The sequence below is a fragment of the Achromobacter sp. F4_2707 genome (assembly GCF_047501535.1).
GTDB lineage: Bacteria > Pseudomonadota > Gammaproteobacteria > Burkholderiales > Burkholderiaceae_B > Yanghanlia.
Window position 1 is genome coordinate 75,678 of sequence record NZ_JAZDRJ010000007.1, and the last position, 15,178, is coordinate 90,855.

General features: G+C 59.8%; 10 protein-coding genes. 1 reads left to right on the forward strand and 9 read right to left on the reverse strand.

Going from position 1 to position 15,178, the window contains the following annotated elements:
- Position 1: 1 nt before the first annotated feature.
- The 9 genes from VRY85_RS08495 to prpB all read right to left on the reverse strand — a co-directional run bounded on the left by VRY85_RS08495 (position 2) and on the right by prpB (position 12,545).
- Complete coding sequence (locus VRY85_RS08495) at positions 2-1,210, reverse strand: DUF2863 family protein (protein ID WP_414598154.1); 1,209 nt, start codon at positions 1,208-1,210, stop codon at positions 2-4.
- A 213-nt stretch (positions 1,211-1,423) separates the two neighbouring features.
- Positions 1,424-4,015, reverse strand: a complete 2,592-nt coding sequence (gene acnB / locus VRY85_RS08500; protein WP_414598155.1) for a bifunctional aconitate hydratase 2/2-methylisocitrate dehydratase — start codon at positions 4,013-4,015, stop codon at positions 1,424-1,426.
- A 157-nt stretch (positions 4,016-4,172) separates the two neighbouring features.
- The gene (locus VRY85_RS08505; RefSeq protein ID WP_414598156.1) at positions 4,173-4,454 is read right to left on the reverse strand and encodes a GNAT family N-acetyltransferase; all 282 of its coding nucleotides are present in this window, start codon (positions 4,452-4,454) and stop codon (positions 4,173-4,175) included.
- 22 nt (positions 4,455-4,476) lie between these two features.
- Positions 4,477-4,863 (reverse strand): hypothetical protein, encoded by a 387-nt coding sequence (locus VRY85_RS08510; protein ID WP_414598157.1) that lies wholly within the window; start codon positions 4,861-4,863, stop codon positions 4,477-4,479.
- A gap of 85 nt (positions 4,864-4,948) precedes the next feature.
- Positions 4,949-6,403, reverse strand: coding sequence for a bifunctional 2-methylcitrate dehydratase/aconitate hydratase (locus tag VRY85_RS08515; RefSeq protein WP_414598158.1), 1,455 nt, complete (start codon positions 6,401-6,403; stop codon positions 4,949-4,951).
- Between the two features lie 127 nt (positions 6,404-6,530).
- Complete coding sequence (prpF, locus tag VRY85_RS08520) at positions 6,531-7,718, reverse strand: 2-methylaconitate cis-trans isomerase PrpF (RefSeq protein ID WP_414598159.1); 1,188 nt, start codon at positions 7,716-7,718, stop codon at positions 6,531-6,533.
- A 58-nt stretch (positions 7,719-7,776) separates the two neighbouring features.
- Positions 7,777-10,365: a Fe/S-dependent 2-methylisocitrate dehydratase AcnD gene (gene acnD, locus VRY85_RS08525; protein WP_414598160.1), complete on the reverse strand. Its 2,589-nt coding sequence runs from the start codon at positions 10,363-10,365 to the stop codon at positions 7,777-7,779.
- Between the two features lie 57 nt (positions 10,366-10,422).
- Positions 10,423-11,580, reverse strand: coding sequence for a 2-methylcitrate synthase (gene prpC, locus VRY85_RS08530; protein ID WP_414598161.1), 1,158 nt, complete (start codon positions 11,578-11,580; stop codon positions 10,423-10,425).
- Positions 11,581-11,645: 65 nt separating this feature from the next.
- Positions 11,646-12,545 carry a methylisocitrate lyase gene (gene prpB / locus VRY85_RS08535; protein WP_414598162.1) on the reverse strand — a complete coding sequence of 300 codons (900 nt, stop codon included), beginning with the start codon at positions 12,543-12,545 and terminating at the stop codon, positions 11,646-11,648.
- 294 nt (positions 12,546-12,839) lie between these two features.
- On the opposite strand from prpB, the gene prpR reads away from it, so the two are divergent.
- Entirely contained in the window at positions 12,840-14,852 is a 2,013-nt protein-coding gene (gene prpR / locus VRY85_RS08540) for a propionate catabolism operon regulatory protein PrpR (RefSeq protein WP_414598163.1), read from the forward strand.
- The last annotated feature ends 326 nt before the right edge of the window (positions 14,853-15,178 follow it).

The following is a 15,178-nucleotide window of genomic DNA, read 5'->3' on the forward strand; positions in this document are numbered from 1 at the left end:
ATCAATGGAAGTGCACCGGCTCCATATCGGTTTCTTCCGGCAGCTCGGGGTGCATCATTTCGCCCAGGAAGTTGGGGAAGAACGGGGCGCCGCAGTCTTCGCAGTATTCTGGGGCATGGATGCCCGGCAGACGGCGAACTTCGGCTACACCAAGTTCCTTAAGTAAGGCTGCCAGCGATTCGGGCACATCGACGTGTGTGCTTTCTACGGCGTCGATCATGGCTTCTTCTTTGCTCAGAACCGGCCAAACGCAGCCGTAAATGACATCGTGACTGGTACGCGGCGTGAAACCAATGCGGAATTCTTCTACACCCATTTCGCCGCAGGCGACGATGGCGGCTCGCAGATCGCTGCCGGGCAGATTGGCCGCTGTTTGCAGCCAGGTGACGGCAGCCCGCAGCGCCATGGGGCGGATGCGGCGATCGGCCTCGCGATTCGTGGTGTAGTAGGCGTCGGGCAAAATGACTTCGATCTGACAGCCCGTAAACAGCGTTCCAAGCAGGGTGTTGATTCGTTCCGCCCAGGCTAGGCCGGCCTGTTCGCGTAGTTCTAGTGCAGGGGTGTCAGGTGTCTGCCAGCGGAACACTGGCTGGCCGCGTGGTACGGCAATGGCCGCGACAGCGAAGCGCGCGTCGGCCAACATACCTTCGGTATCGACCGGGTCGCGTACGGGCACGGTGTCGCTTGCACTGCCCACTGCGAGAGCGCCGAGTCGCTGTGTCCACAGGCGGGTTTCCTGGAAGCTTTGGGGCATTTGGTCGAACGTGACCAGGCCGGGCAACATGACAACCCGCGCGCCTTCGGCTGCGATGAGGCTGCTCAGGGCTTCTTGCAGGCCTTGTTGCTGAGCAGCAGTCAACTGCCCCGCAGGCAGACGATAGCGGGTCCAGGCCACAATGGGGGCGGACACCATCAGTACGTCGTAATCGGTGCCTTGGTGGCTGATGGACACGGATTCCGAGCAGGTTTCCGCATGTTCTACCAGAATTTCATAAACGCTGAGATCACTGTTGGCGCTATTGGCCTGGAAGTCCAAAACACTTTCCAGCGTTTTGTTTTTTCTGCCTCCAAGAATTTTTGTGATGAGCGCGGTGAGCTGATCTTCCCAGTAAATGTCTTCTAGACGGCTGCCGGAGCGCGCAAGCGCCTGGCCAATCGTGATCAGGCGCTTGGCGTCGCGCGTCAGGCGGATGGAGGGGGTGTCGGACATACCTGAAACTGAAACCTCATACCTTATGCAGGCCGGAAATCGGCCCTTATCCTCTAGTTTAACCTGCCTGTCTATTTAAATTGGAGCTGACACCTTCCAGGTAATGGGCGTCCTAAAAGTGTGCGGTATAGACATAAAAAAAGCCCCGGTCGTTAAACCGGGGCTTGGTGGCGTCCGTAACCGGCGAATCAGGCGCCGGTTCGTACTCCGTACTTACACACCGACGGAATCGGCAATTTCCTTGTACTCTTCGATCTGATCGAAGTTCAGGTACTGGTAGATTTCATCGCCGCTTTCGTTGATGACACCCATATCGGCCATGTATTCCTCGCGAGTCGGAATGCGACCCAGACGCGAGCAAATGGCAGCCAGTTCAGCCGAGCCCAGATACACGTTGGTGTTCTTACCCAGACGGTTGGGGAAGTTGCGTGTGCTGGTGGACATCACCGTTGCGCCTTCACGAACCTGCGCCTGGTTACCCATGCACAGCGAGCAGCCGGGCATTTCCGTGCGGGCGCCTGCTGTTCCGAACACGCCGTAGTGACCTTCTTCGGTCAGTTGCTGAGCGTCCATCTTGGTGGGCGGGGCCACCCACAGCTTGGTGGGGATGTCACGCTTGCCTTCCAGCAGCTTGGAGGCGGCTCGGAAGTGACCGATGTTGGTCATGCAGCTACCGATGAACACTTCGTCGATTTTCGCACCGGCGACATCAGACAGGGTCTTGACGTCGTCAGGGTCGTTGGGGCAAGCAACGATGGGTTCGATGATTTCGTTCATGTCGATCTCGATGATTTCCGCGTATTCGGCGTCAGCATCGGGTTCGAGCAGTTGCGGGTCAGCCAGCCAGGCTTCCATAGCCTTAATACGGCGTGCCAGCGAGCGTTCGTCTTCGTAGCCGTTGGCAATCATCCACTTGAGCATCACGATGTTGCTGTTGATGTACTCAATAATGGGCTCTTTGTTCAGCCGCACAGTGCAACCGGCTGCCGAGCGTTCTGCCGAAGCGTCGGACAATTCGAATGCCTGTTCGACCTTGAGATCGGGCAGACCTTCGATTTCCAGAATGCGGCCGGAGAAGACGTTCTTTTTGCCTTGCTTGGCGACAGTCAGCAGGCCCTTCTTGATAGCGTAGTAGGGAATGGCATTGACCAGGTCGCGCAGGGTAACGCCGGGTTGCAACTCGCCTTTGAAACGCACCAGCACAGATTCGGGCATGTCCAGCGGCATGACGCCTGTGGCGGCGGCAAAAGCCACCAGGCCGGAACCTGCGGGGAAGCTGATACCAATGGGGAAGCGGGTATGCGAGTCGCCACCGGTACCGACGGTGTCAGGCAGCAGCATGCGGTTCAGCCAGCTGTGAATCACGCCGTCGCCTGGACGCAGTGAGATACCGCCACGGGTGCTGATGAAATCAGGCAGGGTGTGGTGGGTTTTAACGTCAACAGGCTTGGGGTAGGCGGCAGTGTGGCAGAAGGACTGCATCACCAGATCGGCCGAGAAGCCCAGGCAAGCGAGGTCTTTGAGCTCGTCGCGGGTCATGGGGCCGGTGGTGTCCTGGCTGCCTACGGAAGTCATGCGTGGTTCGCAGTAGGTGCCGGGGCGCACGCCTTGGCCTTCCGGCAGACCGCAGGCGCGGCCGACCATTTTCTGTGCCAGGGTGAAGCCCTTGCCGGAGTCTTCCGGGTTCTTGGGCAGACGGAACAGGGTGGAAGGGGGCAGGCCCAGTGCTTCGCGTGCCTTGGCCGTCAGGCCACGACCAATAATGAGCGGAATCCGGCCGCCGGCGCGGACTTCGTCGAACAGGACTTCCGACTTCACTGTGAATTCGGCAATGACTTCACCGTTCTTGAGCGCCTTGCCTTCGTACGGGCGCAGTTCAATCACATCGCCCATTTCCATTTGGGAGACGTCCAGTTCGATGGGCAGAGCGCCCGCGTCTTCCATGGTGTTGTAGAAAATGGGGGCGATTTTGCCGCCCAGGCAAACGCCGCCGAAACGCTTGTTCGGCACGTAGGGGATGTCTTGGCCGGTGAACCACAGCACCGAGTTGGTGGCCGACTTACGGCTGGAACCCGTGCCGACCACGTCGCCAACATAGGCGACCAGATGGCCTTTTTCCTTCAGTGATTCGATAAACGCGACCGGGCCGCGCTTGCCGTCTTCCTCAGGCTCGAACGCAGCGCCTTCACGCTTGTTCTTGAGCATGGCCAGCGCGTGCAGCGGGATATCGGGGCGGGTGGTGGCGTCGGGAGCGGGCGAGAGATCGTCCGTGTTGGTTTCGCCAGGCACCTTGAAAACGGTGATGGTGAGGCTTTCGGGCAGCTCGGGGCGCGAAGTAAACCATTCGGCGTCAGCCCAGCTTTGCAGAACGGCCTGCGCATTGGCGTTGCCGGCGTCAGCTTTTTCCTTGACGTCGTGGAAAGCGTCAAACATCAGCAAAGTGTGTTTGAGGCCTTCGGCGGCTACGGGACCCAACTCGGGGTTGTCCAGCAATTCAATGAGGGCGCTGATGTTGTAGCCGCCCAGCATGGTGCCCAGCAGTTCTGTGGCACGGCGAGCGTCGATCAGCGCACAGGTTTCCTTGCCCAGCGCCAGTGCAGCCAGGTAGGAAGCCTTGACCATGGCTGCTTCGTCCACGCCGGCGGGAACGCGGTGGGTGATGAGGTCGACCAGGAATTGCTCTTCGCCGGCAGGCGGGTTCTTCAGCAATTCGATGACGTCAGCAGTCTGCTGGGGGGACAGCGGCAGGGGTGGGATGCCCAACGCGGCGCGTTCGGCAACGTGTTCACGATATTGTTCCAGCATGTGCTTGTCCTATGTGCGAAGTTTATAGAAAGGTTGCCTAGATTGTACGGGCAAACCCCCACTCTAGGCAAACGTCTTATATCTTATATAAGACTCAAAAGACACACTTTAAATGCTCGGCCCAGCATGGGCCTGAAAAGCATTTTTAGCGGGATATTCAGGCGGCCAGCAGGTCGTCGTACTGGCCTTTTTGGCGGCGCATCCAGGCTTCCACGTAGGAGCACAGTGGGCGGACTTTCCAGCCCTGCTCCCGCGCGGCTTCCATAGCAGCTTTGGCCAGATCGGCGGCAATGCCCCGCCCACCTACGGCGGCCGGAACGCCTGTGTGCGTGACGACCATTACGCCATCGTGCAGTTCATAATCCAGCACGCATAGTTGGCCGTCTTCCAGCCACTGGAAACGCTTTTCGGCAGGGTTGTGCTTGATGTCACGGCTCATGATGATTCCTTGTAGTGCCTGCTTATGCGGCGAGCAGCAGCATCGCCCACAAAACCAGCATGGCGACGATGCCAATGAAAACACCGCCCCAGAAACCGACAACCGGCCAGCGCAAGCGCATGGAGATTTCGGTGGGCTCGACCTCCGCCAACAGCTTGTTGGCCTCGCCAAACACCCACCACTTAGCGCGGGGGAAAGTCAGGCGCAGAAAGTAGTCGAGGGTAATGGTGAGTTTCATGGTGGCTGGCAGTTGCTCCCAGCGGTATTTGTTGAGATACGGGTGGCGCATGACTTGGTTAATGCGGCGTATGTTCAGGTACAGGAACAGGCCGGACGCCAGAAACGCCATGATGCAGGCCACGAGAATCGTGAACGAAAAAGAGAGGATATAAGGGATTAAGGATTCCATGATGCGCAATTAAAACATAAGCTTGGGCGGCTGCCACCCCTGGCGCTGCTCGGCAGCCTTGGTCAGGCGCTGCTGATGCCTGCGCTCAAGGGGTTGGCAGCGTAGTGTACAGATCCATATATTCGCGCACCGGCATGTTGTCCAGGCGGGCGGGGTCTGCGCAAGCCTGCAGTATGCGTTCTTGCTGGGATTCATTAAAACGGCGAGCCAAATGGTTGCGGAACTTGGCCTCCAGCAAGGGCAGGCCTTCAGCGCGGCGCCGCCGGTGGCCCAGGGGGTACTCGCACACGACTTCCGGCAACCGGGTCCCGTCGTGCAGTTCTACGCTGAGCGCATTGGCTATGGAACGCTTTTCGGGGTCAAGGTAATCGGCGGTGAAGGTGGCATCCTCCACGCAGGTGATGCGGGCGCGCAGGGCGTCAATGCGCGGGTCGGCGGCAACGTCGTCTTCGTAATCTTCGGCAGTGAGGCGGCCGAATAGCAGGGGCACGGCCACCATGTACTGAACGCAGTGGTCGCGATCGGCGGGGTTAGTTAGCGGCCCTTGCTTGTCAATGATGCGCAGGCAGGCTTCGTGGGTGCGCAAAGTGATGCGCGCAATGTCGGCTGCGCTGCGACCCATGTCGCGCAACTGGTCGTGGATAGCCATCGCGCACTCGACCGCAGTTTGAGCGTGAAATTCAGCAGGCCACGATATTTTGAACAGAATATTCTCCATAACGTAACTGCCGTAGGGACGTTGGAAGCGCAGCCGTTGCCCGCGAAAATGCACATCATAGAAACCCCAGGTTGGCGCGGTCAGCGCCCGGGGGTATCCCATTTCCCCCTTGGAAGCCATGAGGGCGAATTGCACCGCACGGCTGGTGGCGTCGCCCGCTGCCCAGCTTTTGCGGCTGCCGGTATCGGGCGCATGGCGGTAGGTGCGCAGGCTCTGGCCATCGACCCAGGCCAGCGACAGTGCATTGAGCAGCTGGCTGCGATCCAGCCCCAGCAAGCGTGAAACGACAGCAGTCGAAGCGATTTTCACCAGTATGACGTGATCCAGCCCGACGCGGTTGAAGGCGTTCTCCAGGGCCAGACAACCTTGTATCTCGTGGGCCTGAATCATCGCGGTGAGGACTTCGCGCATCAGGGGGCCGGGTCGCCCGTGCTCACCTGCCTGGCGCGACAGCCAGTCGGTAACAGCCAGTATGCCGCCCAGATTGTCCGAAGGGTGGCCCCATTCAGCGGCCAGCCAAGTGTCGTTGAAGTCCAGCCAGCGTACCGTCGCGCCGATGTCGAAAGCGGCTTTGACAGGGTCAAGCTGGTAGTCGGTGCCGGGCACGCGCGCCCCATTCGGCACAGTGGTGCCCGGCACGATAGGGCCAAGCAGCTTGGTGCAGGCGGGAAAGTCGAGTGCGGCCAGCCCGCAGCCCAGGGTGTCGAACAGGCAGTAGCGGGCCGTTTCGTAGGCTAGCTCGGAATCAATCGGGGTGTGAAGGACGTAATCCGCGATATCGACCATGACTTGGTCCCACTGCGGATGTTCTGTTTGCGCCATGACTGCCTCCTTTAATTAAATAAGAAGGGCGGCGCGCTGTGTTGGCAGGCTTGCCACCCCATGGGTGGGGCAGCAAGTGCCGGGCCTTTTCCACAAGGGTAAACGGCCCGGGGGGCAAGATCAGCGCTTAGAACGCGTCTGCAGGAACCCTTACCCAACCTTCCATCAACACACGGGCACTGCGGCTCATGACGGCTTTGGTGATGGACCATTGGCCGTCTTGCTGATGGGCTTCGGCGCCTACCCGCAATGTGCCGGATGGGTGACCGAAGCGCACGGCCTTGAGGTCGCCGCCACCGGCTGCCTGGTTGACCAGGGTGCCGGGAATGGCCGCCGCGGCGCCAATTGCCACAGCCGCCGTTCCCATCATGGCATGGTGCAGCTTGCCCATGGACAATGCCCGCACCAGCAGGTCAATTTCTTGGCTGCTAACGGTTTTCCCGCTGGACGCCGTGTACTCGGCTGGCGGGGCGACGAATGCGATCTTGGGCGTGTGCTGGCGCTGAGCGGCTTCCTCGAGATTGGAAATTAAGCCCATACGCAGTGAGGCATGCGCACGTACCGTTTCGAACATGGCCAGCGCTTTCGGGTCGCCGTTGATGTCGTCTTGCAATTCTGTGCCCTTGTAGCCTAGAGCGGCCGCTTCCAAAAACACCGTGGGGATGCCGGCGTTAATCATGGTGGCCTTGAAGATGCCCACGCCGGGCACGTCGAGCTCGTCCACCACCTGGCCGGTGGGGAACAGTGCGCCGCCGTCTTCATCGTCTGCTGCTGGGTCGACAAACGCAACCTCGATTTCGGCAGCCGGGAATGTCACGCCATCCAGCTCGAAATCGCCCGTTTCCTGAACGGAGCCTCCCGTCATGGGGACTTTGTTGACAATGCTCTTGCCGATATTGGCTTGCCAGATGGTAACGGTGGCGTGGCCGTCAGCCGGCAGCTTCGCGGCGTCAATCAAGCCCATTTGAATGGCGCAGGGGCCGACCGCTGCCGATAGGTTGCCGCAGTTTCCGCTCCAGTCGATAAAGGGCTGATCAATGGAAACCTGGCCGAAGAGGTAATCGACATCGTGGCCCGGGCGCGTGCTGGGCGAGAGAATCACCACTTTGCTGGTGCTGGAGGTTGCGCCGCCCATGCCATCGGTATGTTTGCCGTAAGGGTCTGGGCTGCCGATCACGCGCATCAGCAGGGCATCGCGGGCCGGGCCGGGCGTCTGGGCCGAAGCGGGCAGGTCTTGCAGGTTGAAAAAGACCCCTTTACTTGTGCCGCCACGCATATAAATGGCGGGAATTTTCACCTGAGGTGCAAAAGTCATATTGTTTCCTTTTCAGGCGTTTGGGGGAAGCGGCGTATTGCTGGCTTCCCCCTTGCGCTTATGCGTTGGCTTCGAGGAAATCCTGGGCGAAGCGCTGCAGCACGCCGCCCGCCTCGTAGATCGACACCTCCTCGGCGGTATCCAGGCGGCAGGTGACGGGCACTTCCACCCGCTCACCATTGCGGCGGTGGATCACTAAGGTCAGCGTGGCGCGGGGCTCGCGTTCGCCGATAACGTCATAGGTTTCCGTGCCGTCCAGGCCTAGCGTCTTGCGAGTCGTGCCGCCTTGGAATTCCAGCGGCAATACGCCCATGCCCACCAGGTTTGTGCGGTGAATTCGCTCAAACCCTTCGGCGACAATGGCTTGCACGCCGGCCAGCCGCACGCCCTTGGCGGCCCAGTCGCGCGAAGAACCCTGGCCGTAATCCGCCCCAGCGACGATGATTAGCGGCTGGTCGCGTTCCATGTAGGTTTCAATCGCTTCCCACATGCGCATGACTTTGCCTTCGGGTTCCAGACGGGTGAGCGAGCCCTGCTTGACCTCGCCGTCGACCACGGCCATCTCGTTGATGAGCTTGGGGTTGGCGAAGGTGGCTCGCTGCGCGGTCAGGTGGTCGCCGCGGTGCGTGGCGTAGGAGTTGAAGTCTTCTTCCGGCAAGCCCATTTTTGCCAGATACTCGCCGGCGGCGCTATCGGGAAGGATGGCGTTGGACGGCGAGAGGTGGTCAGTGGTGATGTTGTCACCCAGCACTGCAAGCGGGCGCATGCCTTTGAGGCTGCGTTCGCCTGCCAGTGCGCCTTCCCAATAAGGGGGGCGACGAATATACGTGCTTTGCGGGCGCCAGTTGTAGAGCGGCGAAATTTTCACGCCCGGCGCTGTGCTGGAGGCGAACATGGGCTCGTAAACCTGGCGGAAGTGTTCCGGCTTGACGCTGGATGCCACCAGGGCGTCGATTTCTTCGTCGGAAGGCCAGATGTCTTTCAACGTAACAGGGTTGCCTTCGGAATCGTGGCCCAACACATCTTTTTCGATATCGAAGCGGATAGTGCCTGCAATGGCGTAAGCCACCACCAGCGGCGGCGATGCCAGGAAAGCCTGCTTGGCGTAGGGGTGGATTCGGCCGTCGAAGTTACGGTTGCCCGACAACACTGCCGTGGCATAGAGGTCGCGGTCTATGATTTCTTGCTGGATCTTGGGGTCAAGCGCACCGCTCATGCCGTTACATGTTGTGCAGGCGAAGCCGACAATACCAAAGCCCAGTTTTTCAAGCTCTGGCAGCAGGTTGGCTTCTTCCAAGTACAGCTGCACGGCTTTGGAGCCGGGCGCCAGCGAGGTCTTGACCCAGGGCTTACGTACCAGGCCGCGCTGGTTGGCGTTGCGGGCAATCAGGCCCGCAGCAATCACGTTGCGCGGGTTGCTGGTATTGGTACAGCTTGTAATGGCGGCGATGATGACGGCGCCATCCGGCATCAGGCCCGGCTCATCTTCCACTTTGCCTGTGATTCCGTGGTCGGCCAGCTCGGTGGTGGCTACGCGGCGGTGCGGGTTAGAAGGGCCGGCAATATTGCGTACCACGGTGGAAAGGTCAAAGCGCAGCACGCGCTCGTATTGCGCGGTCGCCAGGCTATCGGCCCACAAGCCAGCTTCCTTGGCATAGGTTTCAACCAAGCGAACCTGCTCTTCGTCGCGGCCGGTCAGGCGCAGATAGTCGATGGTTTGCTGGTCGATATAGAACATGGCGGCGGTGGCGCCATACTCGGGTGTCATATTGGAAATGGTTGCCCGGTCGCCCAGAGTGAGGCTGGGCACACCGTCGCCGAAGAATTCCAGGTAGCTGGATACGACTTTGGCGTTGCGCAGGAATTCCGTCAGGGCCAGCACCAGGTCGGTGGCCGTCGTCCCAGGAGCCAGTTCGCCGGTCAGTTCAACGCCCACGATATTCGGCAGGCGCATCCACGATGCGCGGCCCAGCATGACGCTTTCCGCTTCCAAGCCGCCCACGCCGATGGCGATTACGCCCAGCGCATCCACGTGCGGCGTGTGACTGTCCGTCCCAACCAAGGTGTCGGGGAAGGCCACGCCGTCGGTGGCGTGGATCACAGGCGACATGCGTTCCAGATTGATCTGGTGCATGATGCCATTGCCTGGAGGAATGACATCAACGTTCTTGAAAGCCAGCTTCGTCCAGTTGATGAAGTGGAAACGGTCGTCGTTGCGGCGGTCTTCAATCGCGCGGTTTTTCTCGAATGCATCCTTCTCGAAACCCGCATGCTCCACAGCCAGCGAGTGGTCGACAATGAGCTGCGTCGGTACGACGGGGTTGACCAGCGATGGGTCGCCACCCTTCGCGGCAATGGCGTCGCGCAAACCGGCCAAATCGACCAGAGCGGTTTGGCCGAGAATGTCGTGACACACCACACGGGCAGGATACCAGGGGAAGTCAAGATCGCGGCGGCGCTCGATCAACTGAGTCAAAGACGCAGTCAGAATCTCTGGGTCGCAGCGGCGTACCAGGTTCTCAGCGTGTACACGCGAGGTATAGGGCAGGGTGTCGTAAGCGCCGGGTTTGATTGCATCGACCGCCGCGCGCGCATCGAAGTAATCCAGCCCAGTGCCCGGCAAAGGTTTACGGTAGGCGGTATTCATGTTTCAGCTTTCTAAAAATGGGGACAGACCCCATTTAAGGGGTCTGTAAGGAAATGATCAGCGCTCGTCGATGGGGACGAATTTTTGGTCTTCCGGCCCGATGTAGTTGGCGGTGGGGCGGATGATTTTGTTGTCGATGCGCTGCTCAATGATGTGCGCAGCCCAGCCGGCGGTTCGCGCGATGACGAACAGCGGTGTGAACATGGCGGTAGGCACGCCCATCATGTGGTAGGAAACGGCGGAGAACCAGTCCAGGTTCGGGAACATTTTCTTGGCGTCCCACATAACAGTTTCCAGGCGCTCGGCGATGTCGTACATCTTGGTGTTGCCGGCGCTGACGGACAGTTGGCGGGCGACTTCCTTGATGACTTTGTTACGTGGGTCGGAAACGGTGTAAACAGGGTGGCCAAAGCCAATGATGACTTCCTTGTTCTCGACGCGACGACGGATGTCGGCCTCGGCCTCGTCGGGAGTCTCGTAGCGCTTCTGCACTTCGAATGCGACTTCGTTGGCGCCGCCATGCTTGGGGCCGCGCAGCGCACCAATAGCTCCGGCTACCGCCGAATACATGTCGGAACCGGTGCCCGCGATCACACGGCTGGTGAAGGTGGAGGCGTTGAATTCGTGCTCGGCGTACAGAATCAGCGATACATGCATGGCCTTGACCCACTCATCGCTAGGCTCATCGCCATGCAGCAAGCGCAGGAAGTTGCCGCCGATGGAGTCGTCGTCAGTTTCCACGTCAATCATGCGGCCATTGTGGCTGAAGTGATACCAGTACAGCAGAGCCGGGCCGAGGCAGGCCATCAGGCGGTCGGCGATGTCGCGCGCGTCCGGGATGTTGTGGTCGTCTTTCTCAGGCAGCAAGCAGCCCAGAACGGATACGGCGGTGCGCATGACGTCCATAGGGTGGCTGGCGGGCGGCAGGGCTTCCAGTGCAGCTTGCAGCTGGATGGGCAGGCCGCGCAGGCGGCGCAGTTTCTCTTTGTAGGCGGTGAGTTCGGCACGGTTGGGGAATTTGCCGTGGATCAGCAAGTGTGCGACTTCTTCGAATTCGCAGGTGTCGGCGATATCCAGAATGTCGTAGCCGCGGTAGTGCAAGTCGTTGCCGGAACGGCCGACCGTGCATAGCGCGGTGTTACCGGCGACGACGCCGGACAGCGCGACCGATTTCTTGCCCTTGGGTTTGGTTTCTGTGGAGGTTTCCGTTGTCATTCCTCGCTCCTATTTTCAATGTGCAGAAGGGGCGGCAAGCCCCTTGAGGGTCTTGTGATGAATACTTACTTCGTTTTGCTTTGCTGGAATAGTGCGTCCAGCCGGGCTTCGTACTCGTGGTAGCCGATGCGGTCGTAGAGCTCTTCACGCGTTTGCATCATGTCAACGACATTGCGCTGGTGGCCGTCGCGGCGAATAGCTTGGTAGACAGTTTCCGCAGCACGGTTCATGGCACGGAAGGCAGACAGCGGATACAGTACCATGCCGACTCCGGCGTTGCCGAGTTCGGAAACGCTGAATAGCGGGGTCTGGCCGAACTCAGTGATATTCGCCAGTACAGGTACGGAAACAGCTTGGCTGAAGCGCTGGAAGGTATCCAGGTCGTAGGCGGCTTCAGCGAAGATGGCGTCGGCGCCGGCTTCCACGCAGGCGTTAGCGCGGTCAATGGCGGCGTCCACCCCCTCAACGGCGATGGCGTCGGTGCGGGCAATCAGGTAGAACTGGTCATCAGTACGGGCATCTGCGGCAGCCTTGACGCGGTCGGCCATTTCCTGGGTGCTCACGATTTCCTTGCCGGGGCGATGGCCGCAGCGCTTGGCGCCGACCTGATCTTCAATATGGCAGCCGGCAGCGCCGAACTTGGTCAGGCTCTGGATGGTGCGGGCAATATTGAAGGCGGACGGCCCGAAGCCGGTGTCAATATCAACAATGAGCGGCACATCGCAGACATCGGTAATGCGCCGTACATCGGTCAGCACGTCATCCAATGTATTGATGCCCAGATCAGGCAGGCCTAGTGAGCCTGCCGCTACGCCGCCGCCGGACAGATAAATGGCGCGGTAGCCGGCGCGTTTGGCCAGCAATGCGTGGTTGGCATTGATGGCGCCAATGATCTGCAAGGGTTGTTCTTCTTTAAGAGCCTGGCGGAAACGTGCGCCGGCGGATGTGATTAAGTTCTGGGTCACGACGGGTCCTCTTTAAACAGGGCGTCTGATAAGCAAGACGCCAGTGCGGTTGTATTGATAATAGAGATTAAGCACGAATCGTGCCAACTTATTCTGGCGAGAAAATATTCAGCAAGTTCTGCGAGCCTGTCGGATGAACGCCGTACGCTCGTGGGGGATAGTAGAGGCTGAAGGAGGTTTATGAGGTGCGTATGGCAAGCCTGCCCGACACGCGGTGTTTCATGTTATGTTTCATGGCTGATCGCAGTTTGTTTCAGTTATGAAACGCACTTATATCAAATCAAGGCCTTTTCCATGAGCTCCTTTCCCGCTCGTTCATCCGGTCGTCTTAACATCGCTGCCGTAGGCTTTCACGGCCTGCGTAATCTTCTGGAAGCCGCGGCCCCCGCATACGCCGGGGTGGCCGAAGTCGCGGTACTGGACAAAATCTACGATGATGCGGTGCGCGGCATTACCGAACTGAGGGCGGCCAACGGGGTTGATGCGGTCGTCGCGGCGGGTTCGAACGGCCAGTTTCTGCGCGAGCGGCTGGATATCCCTGTTGTGCTCATCAAACCCGATGGCTTCGACCTGATGCAAAGTCTGGCGGGTGCCGCCGCCCGCTCGCGTCGAATTGCGCTGGTGACGTATGGCGCGCCGCCGCCCGAACTCCTGCTTTTCAATGAGCGCTTCTCTTTGCAATTGGAGGTCCGCTCCTATGCGAACGAGGCCGAAGCGCAGGAGTGTGTGGATACCTTGGCCGGCATGGGTGTGAACACCATCGTTGCGCCAGGGTTGGTCGTAGATCTGGCGCGCGCCAGAGGGCTGGAGGGTTTGCTGCTGTACTCACAAGGGGCGGTGCGCGAAGCAATGAGTGCAGCCATTGATATTGCGCGAGTCGCACGCCAGGAAACCGCCCGCCGCGAAAAGCTCAACATCATATTGGGGCAACTGAAAGACGGTGTCGTGGCGGTGGGGCAGGACGAAACCATCGAAGCGGTGAACCCAGCGATGGAGGCATTTATCGGCCTGCCGGCGGAACAACTGCTGGGTCGGCGCCTGAGCGCAGTGCAGGGTGAGCTCAGCTTGGCGCACACGCTGCGCACCGGCAAAGCGGAAGTCGAAAAGGTGCAGCAGGTGGGCGGGCGAACCTCGGTCGTAACACGCCTGCCTATTCTGGAACAAGGGCGCCGCACCGGTGCTGTATTGGTGTGCCAAGACCCCGTGGTCATTCAGCGCTTGGACCGTTCTTTACGCACGCGCCAGCGCCCCGCTCAGCACCACGCCAAATACAGTTTGGCGAGTTTGGTGGGAGAAAGCCAGGCCTTGCAGCGCGCCAAACGCCGGGCCCAGCGCTGTGCGCAAAGTGCCGCCACCGTGTTGGTGGTGGGTGAAAGCGGCACCGGTAAAGAATTGCTTGCACAAGGCATTCATAACGCCAGCGAACGCCGGGCCCAGCCCTTTGTAGCCATCAACTGCGCCGCCTTTCCCGAATCTCTGCTCGAAAGCGAGCTCTTCGGTTATGTGGAAGGGGCGTTTACCGGTTCCAGCAGAGGCGGCAAAATGGGGCTGTTTGAAGCCGCCCATACCGGTACGATTTTCCTGGATGAAATCGGCGAAATGCCGCTATCCCTGCAAACTCGCCTGCTGCGAGTCTTGCAGGAACGCGAAGTCCTGCGTATTGGCGCCACCGTTCCCACCCCAGTCGATTTACGCGTCATTGCAGCCACACACCGCGACCTCGCTGAACAAGTTCGCAAAGGCCTGTTCCGCCAAGACCTCTACTACAGGCTGAACATCCTCGGCCTGCATCTGCCACCCCTTCGTGAACGCCACGGCGACCTTCCACTACTGGTCAGGCATCTGGCCGAAAAAATCGCTCTGAGCCTGAACGAACCAAAGCTGGCGGATGAATCACTAGTTGAGGCCGTAGCCCAGGCTGGGCAACACTACACGTGGCCCGGGAATATCCGAGAACTGGAAAACCTCATCGAACGCATCATGGTCTTTCGCGAACCCCGTGCCGAGCTTAGCCCCATGACTCAAGAGGAACTCCGTGAAATCGCACCAGAACTTTTCTCCGGGCGAGCCGCCGAGGGCGGGGCACACTCCCTGGTAGAAGGCCGATACGTTATCGACCCCATCGAGCCGGAGCGTCTAGACGAGCAGCCCAACACCTTACCCGTAGAAATGGATCTCCAAGCAGTCGAGCGGCGGCATATCTTGACCGCACTAGAGCAGGCGCGAGGAAATCGAGACGAGGCCGCACACATACTTGGCGTGAGCCGCACCACACTCTGGCGCAAAATGAAAAAGCTAGGACTATGAGGGGGGGCTGAAAAATTCAGCCTCTCTTTGGCGCCCTTACTTCTTTCTCCCACACTCTTCAGTCTCCCCATCCCATAACAGGCACCCCAAGCCCCACAAAATCTATTCACCATCACCCCGGCCCCTGAGTCTAATCTCGGCACCCCAGTCCTGTCCCATCACCCCAAGTCTGGTCCCAGCATCCCAAAAAACCTCGGCATGATCACCACCCCAGGTGTGGTTGAGCCCCTGAAGAAATTCGCCTCTGAGCCGCCGAGCCGCAGGTGATGGACAGAGGAAAAGGCCGCTGCTGTTTGAGCCCGATAGCAGTCTGGGGGACTGCTATC